The organism is Erythrobacter sp. W302b (assembly GCF_046452395.1).
Classification (GTDB): domain Bacteria; phylum Pseudomonadota; class Alphaproteobacteria; order Sphingomonadales; family Sphingomonadaceae; genus Erythrobacter.
Map to the genome: position 1 here is coordinate 2,597,570 of NZ_JBKFDH010000001.1, position 15,565 is coordinate 2,613,134.

Below are 15,565 nucleotides of genomic sequence, written 5' to 3' on the forward strand. Positions count from 1 at the left end.
AACGGTCGCGATGGGGGGTCTGACAATGCCAAAGAGCCGCGCAATCTGTAGCGGCGGGCAGGGGTGTAGGAAATGGCGGCTTTGGCCCCCAAGTTGGCCATCCCTCTTCATCGTCGCCCCGTGCTTGACACGGGGCTTGGCTACTTTGGCTCAGCGTCGGGTGCGAACCATTGCGCCCATAAATCGGCCCATTCGGGATTGTCCGCCTCAATCAGCGCAAACTTCCATTCGCGCCGCCATTTCTTGACGAGTTTCTCGCGGGCGATCGCGCCTTCGATGGTGTCGTGGCGTTCGACATAAACAAGCCGGGTCTTTGCGAAATCAGCGACATGGCGCGAACCCGTGCCCTCGCGGTGCTGATAGACGCGGGCGAGAGCATCCGCAGTCACGCCGACATACATCCCGCCGCGTTAGCGGTTTGCCATGATGTAGACCCAGCCACCCCTCTCCATGCACCGGGTATCGCCGCAACCGGGGAGAAAGAAAAGCCAAGCCCCGTGTCAGGCACGGGGCGACGATGAGGGGTGAAGTCAGCTCCCCACCCATGAGTTGCCATGAGCAAGGCGGATGCGCGACCCCGAAAGCGGCGTGTCGGCTTGACCCCGGTCGCGAAAAATTCCTGCCCTGCAGCTATCGACCCCGTTGCGGTCATTATGAACCAATGCGAAAAGCGTCTATGGGGCGACGCAGTCTGACAGACGAAGAACGGCATTTCAGAAAGGTCGGATCGGGCATTCCGATCTCGCGCTGGTGGCCAGCGATCGCTGTCGTTGTTGGCGTGCTTATCGCTGCACTGAACGCTGATTACATAGAAAGCTGCACTGGGTTGCCGTTGGACGAATACAGCGCACGGCGATCAGCAAAGATTGCCATGTTGTTCTCCTACCCCTGTAGCCCATATCTTTTGCGTGAGGGAGTGGGAGGCTGGCTGGTCTTTCTAAGCCTTTGGGCACCTTGGCCGTTCGCATTCGTCAACTGGCGCTGGGCGAAGCGTCAGCGAAAGTTTTGGGACGAAGAGAGGACCCGTGAGGCAGAACGCCGTAGGGCGAAACGCGATGCCGAAATGCTCGATCGCGATTGACCGTTTTCCACCCACTTCCCGCCATTCCGACAGGTTCAACTTCACCCCTAAAGCGGACATGACGCCCCGCGCGCCTACCCGTTCAGCGCGTTGATCGCGTCATGCACCCGCGCCTCGATCTCCTCGCGCGGGAGCCCGGCCGGGATCATGTCGCCGACCTTGTAGGTGATCCGCCCGGGGCGCTTCACCAGATGGTGATAGGCCGCGCCGCTATTCACCGCGATCGGCACCACCGGCAGGCGCAGCAGCTTGTAGAGCCCGGCAAAGCCCGCTTGCAGAGGCGGGCGGGTGCCGGGGGCGACGCGGGTGCCTTCGGGGAAGATCACCAGCGGGCGGCCCTCGTCGAGGCGCTGCTTGGCCAGCGCCAGCATGGCCCGCAGCGTCGTGGCGCCCTTGTCGCGCGCCACCGGGATCAGCCCGTAGGTCCGCGCCGAATAGCCCCAGCCGGGGATCGCGAACAGCTCCTGCTTGGCGAACACCGCGGGGAGCGTGAACAGGCGCGGGGTGTCGATCGCTTCGAAGAAGCTCTCATGCTTGATCGCGATCAGCACCGGGCCATCGGGCAAGGCGCCCTCCAGCACCACCTCGATGCCGAGCAGATGGCGAACGCACCACAGGTGCCAATGCCCCCAGCGCTCCACAATCGGGCCGAGCCAGCGGCGCTGCGCCACCACGGCCACCACCGAAGCGACAACCAGCACCGCGCTGACCCCGTAGAACAGCACGTAAAAGACCAAGGAACGCAGGGCCGCCAGCAACCAGGTCAAAGGTCAGCCAGACCCGCCGCACGGCTCGCGATCAACTTGTGATATTCGAGGAACAGCGTGCCGAGATCGGGCTGCGAGGGCACGGCATCGCGGATAACGGTGACGTGATCGGGCAGCGCGCGGTCAAGCTCGCCAGCCGCGCGGCGCATGTGCCAGTCGGTCGTCACCAGGCGCAGCGAGCGAACCTCTTTCTGCGCGACCCATTTGGCGGTTTCGGCGGCGTTGGATCGGGTATCGACCGCCGCAAAGCCCAGGGTGACGCAGCAGGCCATCTCGGCCGGAGAGACGCCGAATTCGGCAGCGAACTCACCGGGGCGCACTTCAGAATCGACGCCGCTGACCAGCATTCTGTCCGCCAGTCCCTTGTCCAGCACCTCCAGCCCGCGCGCGATCCGCCCCGGCCCGCCGGTGACGACGATCACCGCATCGGTGGTCACGGCTCCGGCCACGGGCTTGGGCAGGGCGACGGCAAACCACAGGAAGCCGATCGCCCACGCGAGAAACATCAAGGAGACGACACGCCGGATCATGGGTCTGAGCCTAAAGCATGTCCCGCAAGGCAAGCGCAATGGTGATCCGTGCCGTCACCAGTGCCAGCAGCACGCCGATCAGCGGGATCATCGCGATCACCAGCCAATCGCTCAGTCCCAAACCGCCACTGCCGACCATTCCGCTGTCGAGCGCGGCGAATTGCTGGCCGAGCAGCCACACCGCGCCAACGCCGAGCCCGGCCCCGGCCAGCGCGCCGAACACCGCTTCGCGCAGGACATCGCGCAGGAACACCGCCGTCATCTGCTTTTCACTGGCGCCGAGCAGGTGCATGATCTCGACCGTGTCGCGCGCGCCGGCAAAGGCATTGCGCGCCGCCAGCCACACCGCTGCGGCAGTCGCCAGCGCGACCAGCGCGATCAGGCCGAGCGCGAGATATTGCATGGCGGACAGCGCATCATAGACCGGACGCAGGAAATCGCCCTGGGCATCGACCCGCGCACCGGGCACCTGAGCGGCCAGCGCGCTCTCGATCCGCGCGATGTCCGCGCGGCTGGCGCTGTCGGTCAGCTCGACATCGATCAGCGCCGGGATCGGCACATCATCGCCGCTCGCCCCTTCGCCGAGCCAGGGTTCGAGCAGGGCGACCAGCTCCGCCTCGGGCACCAGCCGCACGGATTGCACGCCCTCCATCCGGGTCAGCACCTTCACCGCCGCCGCGCCGCGCTCTGCCCGCAGATCGGGGTTGGGTTCGATCACCTGGACGCTGACCGCGCTCGAGAGATCAGACCGCGCGTTGGCAGCGAGGTTGCGCAGGGCTAGCCCCCCTGCGGCAGCGATCACCACCAGAGCGATCAGGATCGCGATCACCCACGGGATCGGTCCGGTCAGCCGCGTCGGGGGCAGCAGCCGCGCGGCGGCGCGCCCGCGCGGGCGGACGGGTGCCGCCTTGACCGCCTCGGTCTCGGTCTCGGGCTCGGCCGGGAGCGGGGGCAGCGTGCTCACTCGGCCTCGCCTCCGCCGGGGGAGACCGCACGCGGCGGATAGCGCAATGCGCCGGTCGGGTCGGACAGCTGGCCCTTGTGCAGCCGCATGATCAGCGAATCCGGCACCTTCTTGAGCAGGTGGACATCGTGGGTCGCCACCACCACGGTCGTACCGACGCGATTGTTGAGGGATTCGAACAGGCGCAGCAGCTTCAGCGCCATGTCGGGATCGACGTTCCCGGTCGGCTCGTCAGCGATCAGCATCTTGGGCCGCACGATCACCGCGCGGGCGATGGCGACACGCTGCTGCTCCCCGCCCGACAGAGTGGGCGGCACGGCATGAGCGCGGTGCGACAGGCCGACCCAGTCGAGCATGTCACCGACCGACTTGACCACCTTCTTCTCGTCCGTTCCCGCCAGCCGCAGCGGCAGCGCGACATTGTCGAAGGCGGTGAGATAGGGCACCAGCCGGAAGTTCTGGAACACCACCCCCAGCCGCCGCCGCAGCTCCGGCAAGCGCTCGCGCGGCATGGTGATCAGATCCTGCCCGAACATGCGGATTGCCCCGCGCGATGGCCGCTGCGCCAGGTAGAGCAGCTTCAGCAGCGATGTCTTCCCCGCCCCGCTCGCGCCGGTGAGAAAGTAGAAGCTGCCGGGATACAGCGTGAAGCTAAGATTGCTCAGCACTTCGGGATCGGTGCCGTAGCGCAAGCCGACATTGTCGAATTTCACGTGTCCGGCGAGGCGATCATTCATGTCGCGCACCTATCAGGGGGGCAGGCACGGGGGAAGTCGGAGATCGCAATGCAGACCATAGATCGACTGATTTACGCCCCGTAATGTGGAAAACAGAGAGTAAATAGGGGGCTCTGCCGCAGTTGGTCTTGTGCACGAGAGTGTGACGAGTATGCAATTTGTGACATGATCATCGCTTGCCCAGCCTGCGGCACCCGTTACGCCGTGCCCGATGCCGCCATCGGCAGTGAGGGCCGCACCGTGCGCTGCGCCAAGTGCAAGCACAGCTGGTTTCAGGATCCGCCCCCCTCGGCTGAGGATGCGGTGGCGTCGCAAGCGCCTTCCCCGGCCCCGGTCGAGCCTGCCGCTACGCCGCCCGCGCCGCCGCCGTCGGCCGAGCCTGCGGCGGTCGCGCCGCCGCCCCCGCCTCCATTCGCGGCCGCGCCCGCGCCCGAACCGGAAACCGCCGGCCCCTCGGTCAGCCACTGGCGCTCGCCCGAGCCGCCCGCTGCGCCCGTCGCAAGCGATGAAGACACGGCCGTCGCCGCCCCTGCGTCACGGCGCGGTTTCGCTACGCGCGGCACACCGCCTGTCGAAGCGGCACCGCCAGAGCCGCCCGCGATTGTCGACGACATGTCTGACCCGCCCTTCGAGGACGAGGACAGTGACGAGGATGGGGGCTCGCAGTTCGGGTACCGGGCGCCCTTTACCCGGCGGCGCAACACGCTGCGGATGTGGACGCTGGCGGCGATGCTGTTTGCCGCGATGGTGCTGGGCACGATACTCGCCGTGAACTACTACGGCCTGCCCGAGTGGGTGCCGATCAGCCGCCCGACCTTCGGTGTCAGCCGTCCCGGACTGGAGCTCGATTTCCCGCCCGCTGAGCAGAAGAAGAAGATGCTCGAAACCGGCGAGGAGATTTTCGGGGTCCGCGGGACGATCACCAATAATGGGCGCGAAAGCCTGGATGTCCCCAACCTCTTGGTGGTGTTCAGCGACCGGCGCGATCGCAACATCGGCGACTGGCCGGTCACCCCGGCCAAGCGCCGCCTCGCCCCCGGTGAGACGATCACCGTCACTCAGGCGATCACCAACATCCCGCCCGGTGCCGCCAAGGCCGCCATCGGCTGGGCGCCCAACTGACCCCCTGACGACCCGCTGATCACAAGCCATCGTCAAAGAGCTTGCGCGCCGCCATACCCCTTGCTAGGGGCGCGCTCCTACCGCGGGGCCAGCACTCTGGCTGCCCCGGCAAACCCGAGTGCGGTCGTGGCGGAATTGGTAGACGCGCAACGTTGAGGTCGTTGTGGGCGAAAGCCCGTGGAAGTTCGAGTCTTCTCGACCGCACCAAACAGTCTCTCCTGAAATTCAGATTTAGCCTTCGGGCAGTCCGCGCCGCGGAAGTGGCGCAGGCCTATAGGCCTTTGGGGCTGTGATCAGCCAGGATGTGCTCAGGCACTAGCGACGCGCCGGATCGCCCGGCCCTGCCTTCCCAGGTCTCTGTCATGAAAATGCGAGCCGCACATGCAACTGCACTGCGTCAGGCCGCGAACAAAACCTGCTGAAACTACAGATTTCTCTGATATTGGTACTGAGAGGGACACCCGTGCGCATGATCGCCTTACGTGCTTGTGTCTATAAAATGAGACGGAAGATTTAGGACCAAGCCAAGCGAACATATACTTATAATCAATTCTCAGATTGGCGAAGTCACATCTTATTGAGACAAAGTGTGCCCTAGCATCGCACAAAGGTTGCGATTATCAGATGGTTCTGTCGCCAATCCAGCACGTCAGCGTCGCAGACGTCCAATTCTCGACAAGCCGACCAGCGCTCACCTGCTACTGCATATTCGCCATTTTCGGCGTTATTTCAGCGCTTTGTATCCTCTCGTTTACCTTCCATTTACCACTAGCCCGTAGATGAATTGGCACGCAAAGGACATCCGGTTTCATTTGATGATCTTGGATGGATACTTACACGATAAAGGGTACGCTTGTTTATGGGTCGAAGATTGCTCGCATCAGCGCCGATTCGGCGCGCGCTCCGTGACGACCCGGGCGACACCCTCCCGATGGCCGGAGCGCTCGGAAACGGATTGCGGCTTTGGCCAGCAGTCTGCCCGCCCCCTTCCTGCGATGATCCAATGGGATGATTGGCCGTGGCCCGGAAGAAACCCGTCACTGTCTTGGCATTCGATATTCTGTTTTGGGGCGCCTTCTTGCTAGAGGCCGCCGCGATTATCGAATACGCCGCAATATCTGGTGATGAAATTGCCTCGACGCGAATCTTGTTATCGTCGACTTTCTGCTTCTTTTCAAACTTGGCTCTGTGGTACCTTACCTCAATACAGCGATTTCTTTTTTCTGTCTGCCTGATAGGGACTTCAGTCATCGTAAAAATGTCCCTCTATATTCAACTCCCGTTGATGTATTGGGAAAGCCTCACCTGGCTCTCACTCCGCATTTTCCCCTTGTTGCTCCTCGTAGCAGCAATGGGATGCATGGCGACCCCAAGCGCAGGATATTGGCGCAGACGAGAGCATGAATTGACGATAGGGGTATTCGAATAGACGCCAATCTGTCATCGTAATATCATGGATATTACTGATCTAATCAAAACGTATCTCAATGGCAGAGATTGGTTCAGATTAACAAAGATATAAGCGGTCATTCAGGCGCTCGACTATCGCTGCGCCCATGCCCTCAACCGGTCATTCGCCGATTGCGCCATCCAGAATACGGCGCAATTTCAGGGTGTTGAATCAACGCATTAACCCTTTATTTACGATCGGCCGATAGGGTTATCCGAAGGCTGGTGGCTGACAGTTTCATTTAACAGCTTTCCGCGAATACTTAAGCTACAAGGGGCGCGCTTGATTATGGCTCGGAGATCGCTCGGATTGTCATTTATTCGGTCCGTCATTCGCAACGACGCGGGAAACACGCTCGCCATGACCGCAGCCGCCATCGTGCCCATGATAGCGCTTGTTGGCGGCGGCATTGATCTCAGCCGCATGTATCTCGTGCAGTCACGGCTTCAATCGGCTTGCGATGCCGGCGCCTTGGCGTCCCGGCGCTCAATGAGCGGCCTGAACTGGACAAAAGCGACGAAGCAGGTGGCTGACACCTATTTTCGCGCGAATTTCCCCGAGGGAAGGTATGCTACGGGTGACCTGACAGCGACCTTTTCGGCCACCAGGGGTGGCACGGTGGAAGGCACGGCTGCTGCTGAAGTTCCGATGACCTTGATGACCTTCTTCGGCGTTGAGGAACAGGAAGTGGCCGTCACGTGCTCGGCGAATTTAAACTTGCCCAATACCGATGTCATGATGGTCCTGGACACGACCCTGTCGATGAATGACAACAATCCAGGCGACAGCGTCAGACGCATCGATGCACTTTCAAGCGCCGTCACATCATTCTTCGATACGCTGGAGACCGCAAAGCCCCAAGGGGCGCGGATCCGTTACGGCTTCGTGCCATATTCCCAGACCGTGAACGTGGGCGCGTTGCTCAGCAAGGACTGGATTCAGGATTTCGGGACCTATGACTCGCGCGAGCCCGATGGGATTCACACGTGGACGACGAACGGAAGCGCGCCTCCCAGCACCACGAGCCAAACAACGGCGGCTTATGTGAGCGGCACAAGTACGGCCCGCCCTCGCTATCGCGGGCCATCGGAAAACTGCCCGACAAGCATTCCTCGCGAGAATTGGCGCGAGGAGTTGACGCCATGGAGCGACTGGGACCCTTCAGCCACGGCGCTGCCGCGCTCGCGTACGCGCCTCCGGACGCTTAATGGGACACAATTCACCGTCCAGCGCGATCCCAGCGGCAATTGCTGGATCACGCCCCGTGACTGGGTCGATTATCGCGAACGGCTGACGGAAACGGTCCGGCAGAATACAGCCACCGGGACTTCGCCGACCACAAACACTGCGCGCCACTGGATTTATCGACCGGTCCAATACGACCTTCGGGCTCTGAAGGGCCCTGGTCCCGGCGCTAACCCTGTCTCCGGCGGAAGCTTCACCGCACCTGTGAACGATGATCAGTCGAACCGCACCATCCGATGGCCGGATGGTGATCGCGCATGCATCGAGGAGCGGGCCACGCGGCGAACGAATGAAACATTCCTGACGTCGCGTTACGATATGGACATCGATCTCATCCCGGACACTTCGAAGCCTGACACACAGTGGAAGCCTTACCTGCCGGCGCTGGTATACGCGCGAAACGTGACAACGAACATTCGAGAGAGTGAGACCCGCGTCTCAACCAATCCGAATGTCGATGCGCGGTGGGTGTTCAGCCAATTGGCGCCGACCTACACCCGCAAGATCAAGCTGGAATCGACGTACAACTACTTCAATCCCTTTGGCGGCAACTTCGGCAATTATGAAGGGGCCTGCCCCTCGCCCGCGCGCAAGCTTGGTGAAATTTCGAGGGCGGATCTCCTGACCTATCTCGGCTCACTGCGGCCCCAGGGATATACCTATCACGAGATCGGCATGCTCTGGGGCCTGCGCCTGATGTCACGCGAGGGGCTGTTCGGTGCAGAAAACCGTGCGGCAGATGCTGGCGGCGCCGTGCAGCGGCATATGATCCTGATGGTGGATGGGCAGAAGGACACAAGGCCGTTCACCTATTCAGCATGGGGCATTGCCGGTGTCGCACGCCGTCGCACACCGACAGATTCCTTTCCGACGAGAGCTACGGAAGATGCAGTGTCTGAACAGCGCCTCATCGAGCTTTGCTCGATCGCGAAGAACAACAAGAACATCACGCTTTGGGTGATCGCTTTTGGCACCAAGCTCGATCAACTCCTGATCGATTGTGCTTCGCCTGACAAGGCGTTCGAAGCACGAAACGCGGCCGAATTGACCGATGCCTTCACCCAAATTGCAACGCAGATGGCCGAGCTCAGGTTGACCAATTGATGGTTATGCGGCCCCTCTTGATCAATCGAAGCCTTGGCCGTGATACGTCGGGAGCGACAATCGTCGAATTCGCCGTTGTTGCTCCGATATTCATCGGCATCATCATGTTCATTTTTGACATGGGTTTTATGGCCTATGCGCGCTCTATCCTGAGCGGAGAGGTCAATGCCGTTGGCCGCGCCTCAGCGCTTGAGAGCGCCACTGACAAGAGTCGAGCCGACATGGATGCGCGTGTCGCTGAAAAGGTCAGGTTGATCGTGCCGGATGGCGCAGTCACCTTCGAACGAGAATCGTTCAATACTTACGGTTTAGCCCAAACGCGCGTCGAACCTTTCGTGGATGCCAATGACAACGACAAATGCGATGTCGGGGAGAGCTACCTTGATCTCAACGGCAACAGCCGGTTCGATCTGAACGGAGCCAGAGCCGGAGCGGGAGGGGCGCGTGATGTCGTTATCTATACCGCTACCTTGCGATATGCGCGGTTTTTCCCGGTGGCTGAATTGTTCGGCATGGAAAATGACGTCGAGATACAAGCCCGCACGATCTTGAAGAACCAACCGTTCGATCAGCAGTCTCAGCCGATGTCGGGGACATGTGCGTGATGTTCTCTGTCAAAAGAACGCGAGGCACGGCTTCAACCGGCAGGAATATCCTGCGGGATGCCCGCGGTGTGGCGCTCACGGAGTTTGCGTTCGCGCTCCCGATCTTGCTGATCATGACCGCGTTCGGGCTGGAGCTGGCGAACTACGTCCTTGCGATAAAAAGGGTCGGAGACCTCGCGGTTCTGGTCACCGATAATGCGTCACGGATGGGAACACGAAGCGCAGGCCTGAGCATCCAGCAGATCTCCGAGGCCGAAATCAACGATGTGTTCATCGGCGCGCAACTGCAAGACAATCTTCCGGATTTTGAACGGAATGGAAGAATTATCTTGTCCAGTCTTCAGCGAAATGCCGATGGCGGCCAGTGGATTGCGTGGCAGCGATGCTATGGCGAAGGCACGTTCAGCTCCGCTTATGGCAGCGAAGGTGAGGGGAAAAGCGGCACATCGTTCCAGGGCATGGGTCCGCAGAACCGGCGTGTGCAGGCCCCTGCCGGCACCTCGATCATGGTGACCGAAATCTACTACAGCTACGAGCCGATCTTCCCCGTAACGGGCGTGGAAACCGGACCGATTACCGAATTTGCGGCGTTCAATACCAGAGCAAGTCGGGATCTTTCCGGACCGCGCAATGCGGAGCGCGTTGCACCGTCCTTGTGTGACTAGTGCCGAACCTTCGCAATGGTAGGCTGCCTCTTCCCTGACCTTGCCGATAGCGCGGCGCACGCCACCATCTTCGTCGGATACTCAGCCCCCTATCGACGCTTTATTAAGGGCTTTCGGGCATGGGTGCGCGGGTGAAAGATCAACCCCGTCTCACGGCCATCCGCGATCGCGGACTTCAGGCGATTCCTGATCGTGATGTCTTTTCACACATCACGCATCTCGCCAGCACCATGTTCAACTGTCCGATTGCGCTGCTCTCCGTGATCGAGCAGGAACGGCACTGGTTTCTGGGGCGCACCCGTACCGATGTGCTGGAAGTCCCGATCGAAGATCCCTTCTGCACCATCTGCGTGCTGAATCCGGGTCCGCTGCTGATTGCGGACGCTCGTAGCGACGACCGGCTGCGTGACAGCCAGCTTGTCACCGGCACCCCTCTGATTCGCTCCTATCTCGGCGTGCCGATCCGTTCGGACGAGGGTGTGCTGCTGGGCGCGCTCTGTGTGGTCTCGCCCGAAGCGAAGGCCTTCCAGCCCGAACAGATCGCGCCGCTGGCAATGCTGGCCGAGCTGGCCGAACAAAGCCTTGCTCTCAATGCCCGCACCCGCGCGCTGAGCCTGGCCAATGCTGCGCTCCAGGAATCGACCCAGGTCTTTCGCCAGGCCGAACGCGCGGTCAATGTCGGCAGCTGGCGGGTCGATATCGCCACCCGGCAGCTCCACTGGTCCGATCAGGTGTTCGATATCGCCGGGCTGGAGCCAGGCCGATCCGTCAGCGTCCCCGATGTGGTCCAGCTCTATCAGCCCGAAGACCGCCCGATGGTCAGCAAGGCGATCTACGACACCATTGAAGACGGCAAACCCTTCAGCTTTGAGACCACCATCCGCCGCCGCGATGGCGAACGACGCCGCATCCGCGTGGTCGGCGAACGGATGGATGTCGACGGGCAGCCCGAATGTGTTGCCGGCATCATCCTCGACTGCACCGAAGAACACCTGCGCAATGTCGCCCTGAACCGTGCGGCCGAACGTGACCGGCTGACGGGGCTCTATAACCGCGCCAGCTTTGATCGCAGGCTTGCCAGGGTGATGCAGGAGGTCGAATCCGAGCCGGTGACGATCGCCTTGCTGGATCTCGATGGCTTCAAGGACGTCAATGACACGCTGGGCCATCTGGTCGGGGACCGGGTGCTGGAAACCATCGCCGAACAGCTCACGACGCGGATTGCGCCGGGCATGTTTCTGGCGCGCTGGGGTGGCGACGAATTTGCCATGCTGTTCCCGCCCGCGATGACGCTCGACGAAGTGACCCACTATCTTGAGGGTCTGCTGGCCGAATTCGAGGAGATGCCGCCGCTCGGCAGCACCATGCTCAAGATCGGTGCGACCTGCGGGGTGGCGCAGATGAGCACCTCGGCGAGCAGCGAGGAAATCATGCGCCGGGCGGACCTTGCGCTGTATCGCGGCAAGGAGGCCGGGCGCGGCGCCGTGGTGTGCTGGGACCATCACATCGAAGCGCGCCAGTCCGAACGCCAGACCGCCATCGCGCAGCTGCGCGGGGCGCTCAACAGCGGGCGGGCACTGGCGGCCTATCAGCCGATCGTGGATTTGGAGAGCGGCGAAGTCGTCTCGGTCGAAGCGCTGCTGCGGCTGCGCGACGAGGATGGGCGCCTGCTGGCGGCGAGCGACGTGTTCGCCGCCCTGCTCGATCCCGAATTGTCGCGCCGGGTCAGCCGGGTGATGCTTGATTCAGTGGTGGCCGATGGCATCGCAATCCTCGCCCTGTTCGGCCCAGACACACGGATCGGGCTCAACCTGTCGGAAGCCGATCTGCGGCGCGGCGATTTCGTGCAGCATCTGATCGACGTGATCGACGATAGCCCGCTCAGCCCCAAGAACATCACCATCGAAGTGACCGAGACCATGTTGATCGACGCCGGCGGCCAGCTGCGCGCGTCGCTCGCGATGCTGGATGAATGCGGCTTCACCATCTGCCTCGATGATTTCGGCACGGGGTTCTCGTCACTCACCCACCTGCGCGCCTTCCCGATCCACAAGGTCAAGATCGACCGCGATTTCATCGCCGGAATTGGCGAGGATCACCAGTCGCGTCTGATCATTCAGGCGATCGTGCAGATGGGCTACAGCCTCGGCCTGCGCGTCGTGGTGGAGGGGGTCGAGACCGAGGAGCAGGAGATCTTCCTGCGCGCCATCGGCTGCCGCCACGTCCAAGGCTACCGCTATGGCCGTCCGATGTTGCTGGCGGATTTGCAGGCGCGCTTCGCCGATAAGGACGGGACCGGAACGGCGCAGCGCCGCCGGGCGTGATTACCGCGTGAGCGGTGCGGTCTGGGCCACGTCCCCGGACTTGAAGATGAAGGTCTGCACGTTGGTGCCACCGCCGATATTGACCCGGTTTTCCTGCCGCGCCCAGACATCGGTCAGGATCTGCGAATTGACCCGGATCGTTGTTTCGCCTTCAGGTGCGGGCGTCTCCTGATAGACCCACAGGCTGCCCCCCGAAATCTCGCTGCCGACGTAATCGGGGGTGATGATCTCGCCATTGACCACCAGCAGAAACCGACGGGTGACATAGCGCGCGAAGGCCTCGCGGCTGTCCTCGCTGCCGATGATATCGGGCGTGTGGATGTTGGGATTGCCGGTCCGCTGCACCACCAGGGCATGTTCGGCATCGTGGACCGGCACCTGATGCGCAATCTCGATCATGCCGGTGCGGTGGTTGAGGCTGACCGTGCTGATCGTGAACTTCTGCTGATGCGCAGCCGCAGTGCCGGCCCCGATCGGGGCCAGCACCAAGGCGAGCAGCACCAGCAGGCAGCGGATCATTTCTTCTTCTTGTCCGGCTCGGCCCCGGCGGCTTCACCCATCAGATCGCGGCTGACGCGCGACTTGCTGGCTTCGTCCTTAAAGGCCTCGATCCGGCTCGGGATGATGCGGCGCGGGTAGTGGTTGTTCTCAAGGTCGGCATCGCCGGTTTCCCAATCGGGATCGACCATTACTTCGACCAATTCCTTGCCCTTGGGGTAGACCAGAAGCTTGGCCACTTCCTTGCTGTTACGGCGCCAGATTTCGGCCGGGATGTTGAGCTTTTCCTTCGACCCGTCCTTGAAGGTCAGCCCCAGCACGATCGGCATGACGAGGCCGCCCTTGTTGCTGAAGTTGAGGACGTAATAGTTCGCGTCCTCCTTCACCGCGCGGTCAAAGGCGGTGCGTTCCCACGGCAGCAGGCCGTCGAGGAAGTCCTTGTAGCCCTTGGTATCCTTGGGGGTGACGGTGAATTCGTCGTTCTTGTCGTAGAAATCGGTGACGCCGGGGTTTTCGAGCACCCAGATCGGCAGGCCCTGCTCCTCGTTCATGCGGATGCCGACCGGGGTCGGTTCATCGGCCCGCTCCTGCCGGCGGCGCGGCAGGTCGATGTCGGGGTTCTTGCTGTCCATCTTCAGGCGGTAGATCGAATCGAGGCTGATATCGACGTGATCGGTGGTGTAGAACCACCCGCGCCAGAACCAGTCGAGATCGGTGCCCGATGCCTCTTCCATGGTGCGGAAGAAGTCCGCCGGGGTGGGCCGCTTGAACTTCCAGCGGCGGGCATATTCCTTGAGCGCAAAGTCAAACCGTTCGCGCCCGATCACCGTATCGCGCAGCACGTGATAGGCCGCCGACGGCTTGCCATAGGCGTTGGAGCCCAAGTCAGTGATCGAATCCGACTGGGTCATGATCGGCTGCTGGTTGTTCGAGACCATGTAGGGCACCAGATCGCGCGCCAGACTGCGGGTCCAGGGCATGTTCGGATCCCACTCATAGCCCGCGACCGAATCGAGGAAGGAGTTCAGCCCTTCGTCCATCCAGGTCCACTGGCGCTCGTCCGAGTTCACCGTCATCGGAAAGTAGATGTGCCCGATCTCGTGGATCACCACGCCGACGAGGAACATCTTCTCGGCCAGCGAATAGGTCCGCGTGCCGTCCTTGTTCAGCGTCGTGCGCGGGCCGTTGAAGGTGATCATCGGATATTCCATCCCGCCGACCGGCCCGTTGACGGACTGCGCGGTGGGATAGGGATAATCGAAGCTGAAGCGCGAATAGACCTTCAGCGTGTGCGCCACCGCGGCGGTGGAATATTTCTTCCACAGATCGCCGCCTTCCTTGGGCCAGAAGCTCATGGCGAGCACGGTTTCATGCTCGGCGCCCGGCTGCTTCACCCCTTGCGCGTCCCACATGAACTTGCGGCTGGAGGCCCAAGCGAAATCGCGCACGTTCTGCGCGGCGAACTGCCAGGTCTTGGTGCCCTTGGGATTGCCGGCTTCCGCGGCCGCGGCCTCCTGCGGGGTGACGATGAACATCGGCGCAGCGGCATCCTTGGCCGCTTCCAGCCGCTGACGCTGGGCAGCGGTGAGAACCGCATCCGGGTTCTGGATCGTGCCCGTGGCGGCAACGATATGGTCGGAAGGCACGGTCAGATCGACCGTGTAGTCGCCAAATTCGAGCGTGAATTCGCCGCGGCCGAGGAACTCCTTGTTGTGCCAGCCTTCGTAGTCCGAATAGACCACCATGCGCGGGAACCACTGGGCGAGGAGGAAGATGTCGTTCCCGCCCTTGCGCGGATCATCAGGGAAGTGCTCGTAACCCGAACGCGCGTTGACCGCGTCTTCCTCGACGATGTTGAACGCCCATTCGATGGCGAATTCGGTGGTCTCACCCGGAGCCAGCGGCGCGGGCAGATAGATCCGCATCAGCGTGCCGACGATGGTGTGCGGCAGCTTCGCGCCGTCCATGCGCGTCACCGCGTTGATGTCATAACCATACTGGTTGTCGGCCATCGCCTGCTGGCGGCGCAGCTCCTCGAACGACAGCTTGGTCGGCTCGCTCCCGGAACCCAGCGTCACCTTCGGCCCGCGCCGGCCGGGACCGCCGAAGGCGTCGGTCAGCTCGGCCATCGAATCGGTTTTGAAGATGTTCTGATCGAGCTGCATCCACAGCCACGGCAGGCTGTCGGGCGAATTGTTGGTGTATCGCACCGTGGCCCGCGCGGTGATGCGGCGCTTGGTTTCGTCGAGCGTGGCGGCGATCTTGTAGTCGACCTTCTGCTGCCAGTATTCATGCCCCGGCGCGCCGCTCGCGTTGCGATAGGTGTTGGCGTCAGGCAGCACCTCGTCCAACTGGCGGAACTTGTCCTCGAAATTGCCCTTGGTCTGCTGCACGCCCTGGGCGTGAGCAGGGATGGCAAAGAACAGGGCGGCGACAAACAGCACGAAACGCAAGGGCGCTCTCCGGGAAAATG

The 15,565-nt window shown here is 62.1% G+C and carries 12 protein-coding genes and 1 tRNA gene; 6 read left to right on the top strand and 7 right to left on the bottom strand.

Annotation, left to right across the window (positions count from 1 at the left end; translation table 11 throughout):
• Positions 1 to 140: 140 nt before the first annotated feature.
• The 5 genes from ACLBKT_RS12275 to ftsE all read right to left on the bottom strand — a co-directional run bounded on the left by ACLBKT_RS12275 (position 141) and on the right by ftsE (position 4,079).
• Positions 141 to 389, bottom strand: coding sequence for a GIY-YIG nuclease family protein (locus tag ACLBKT_RS12275; RefSeq protein WP_410183200.1), 249 nt, complete (start codon positions 387 to 389; stop codon positions 141 to 143).
• A gap of 766 nt (positions 390 to 1,155) precedes the next feature.
• Positions 1,156 to 1,818, bottom strand: a complete 663-nt coding sequence (locus ACLBKT_RS12280) for a lysophospholipid acyltransferase family protein (RefSeq protein WP_410183201.1) — start codon at positions 1,816 to 1,818, stop codon at positions 1,156 to 1,158.
• Positions 1,819 to 1,844: 26 nt separating this feature from the next.
• Complete coding sequence (locus tag ACLBKT_RS12285) at positions 1,845 to 2,378, bottom strand: YdcF family protein (protein WP_410183202.1); 534 nt, start codon at positions 2,376 to 2,378, stop codon at positions 1,845 to 1,847.
• A 10-nt stretch (positions 2,379 to 2,388) separates the two neighbouring features.
• Entirely contained in the window at positions 2,389 to 3,342 is a 954-nt protein-coding gene (locus ACLBKT_RS12290) for a cell division protein FtsX (protein WP_410183203.1), read from the bottom strand.
• Positions 3,339 to 4,079: a cell division ATP-binding protein FtsE gene (gene ftsE, locus ACLBKT_RS12295; protein ID WP_410183204.1), complete on the bottom strand. Its 741-nt coding sequence runs from the start codon at positions 4,077 to 4,079 to the stop codon at positions 3,339 to 3,341. Before ftsE ends, ACLBKT_RS12290 begins: the two co-directional genes overlap by 4 nt.
• 165 nt (positions 4,080 to 4,244) lie before the next feature.
• Here ftsE and ACLBKT_RS12300 point away from each other — a divergent pair, with 165 nt between their 5' ends.
• The 6 genes from ACLBKT_RS12300 to ACLBKT_RS12325 all read left to right on the top strand — a co-directional run bounded on the left by ACLBKT_RS12300 (position 4,245) and on the right by ACLBKT_RS12325 (position 12,594).
• Complete coding sequence (locus tag ACLBKT_RS12300) at positions 4,245 to 5,201, top strand: zinc-ribbon domain-containing protein (RefSeq protein ID WP_410183205.1); 957 nt, start codon at positions 4,245 to 4,247, stop codon at positions 5,199 to 5,201.
• 120 nt (positions 5,202 to 5,321) lie between these two features.
• Positions 5,322 to 5,408: transfer RNA gene (locus ACLBKT_RS12305), tRNA-Leu, on the top strand.
• Between the two features lie 1,531 nt (positions 5,409 to 6,939).
• A complete protein-coding gene (locus tag ACLBKT_RS12310) occupies positions 6,940 to 9,000 on the top strand; it encodes a TadE/TadG family type IV pilus assembly protein (protein ID WP_410183685.1) in 2,061 nt (686 codons plus the stop codon).
• Positions 9,000 to 9,605 (top strand): TadE/TadG family type IV pilus assembly protein, encoded by a 606-nt coding sequence (locus ACLBKT_RS12315; RefSeq protein WP_410183206.1) that lies wholly within the window; start codon positions 9,000 to 9,002, stop codon positions 9,603 to 9,605. Before ACLBKT_RS12310 ends, ACLBKT_RS12315 begins: the two co-directional genes overlap by 1 nt.
• On the top strand, positions 9,605 to 10,270 hold the full coding sequence (locus tag ACLBKT_RS12320; RefSeq protein WP_410183207.1) for a TadE/TadG family type IV pilus assembly protein: 666 nt from the start codon (positions 9,605 to 9,607) through the stop codon (positions 10,268 to 10,270). Before ACLBKT_RS12315 ends, ACLBKT_RS12320 begins: the two co-directional genes overlap by 1 nt.
• 131 nt (positions 10,271 to 10,401) lie before the next feature.
• On the top strand, positions 10,402 to 12,594 hold the full coding sequence (locus ACLBKT_RS12325) for a putative bifunctional diguanylate cyclase/phosphodiesterase (protein WP_410183208.1): 2,193 nt from the start codon (positions 10,402 to 10,404) through the stop codon (positions 12,592 to 12,594).
• Here ACLBKT_RS12325 and ACLBKT_RS12330 read toward each other — a convergent pair whose 3' ends face one another.
• Both ACLBKT_RS12330 and ACLBKT_RS12335 read right to left on the bottom strand, forming a co-directional pair.
• Complete coding sequence (locus ACLBKT_RS12330; protein ID WP_410183209.1) at positions 12,595 to 13,113, bottom strand: DUF6702 family protein; 519 nt, start codon at positions 13,111 to 13,113, stop codon at positions 12,595 to 12,597. It lies immediately after the preceding gene.
• Entirely contained in the window at positions 13,110 to 15,536 is a 2,427-nt protein-coding gene (locus ACLBKT_RS12335) for a M1 family metallopeptidase (protein ID WP_410183686.1), read from the bottom strand. The genes ACLBKT_RS12330 and ACLBKT_RS12335 overlap by 4 nt, the downstream gene beginning before the upstream one ends.
• Between the last annotated feature and the right edge of the window lie 29 nt (positions 15,537 to 15,565).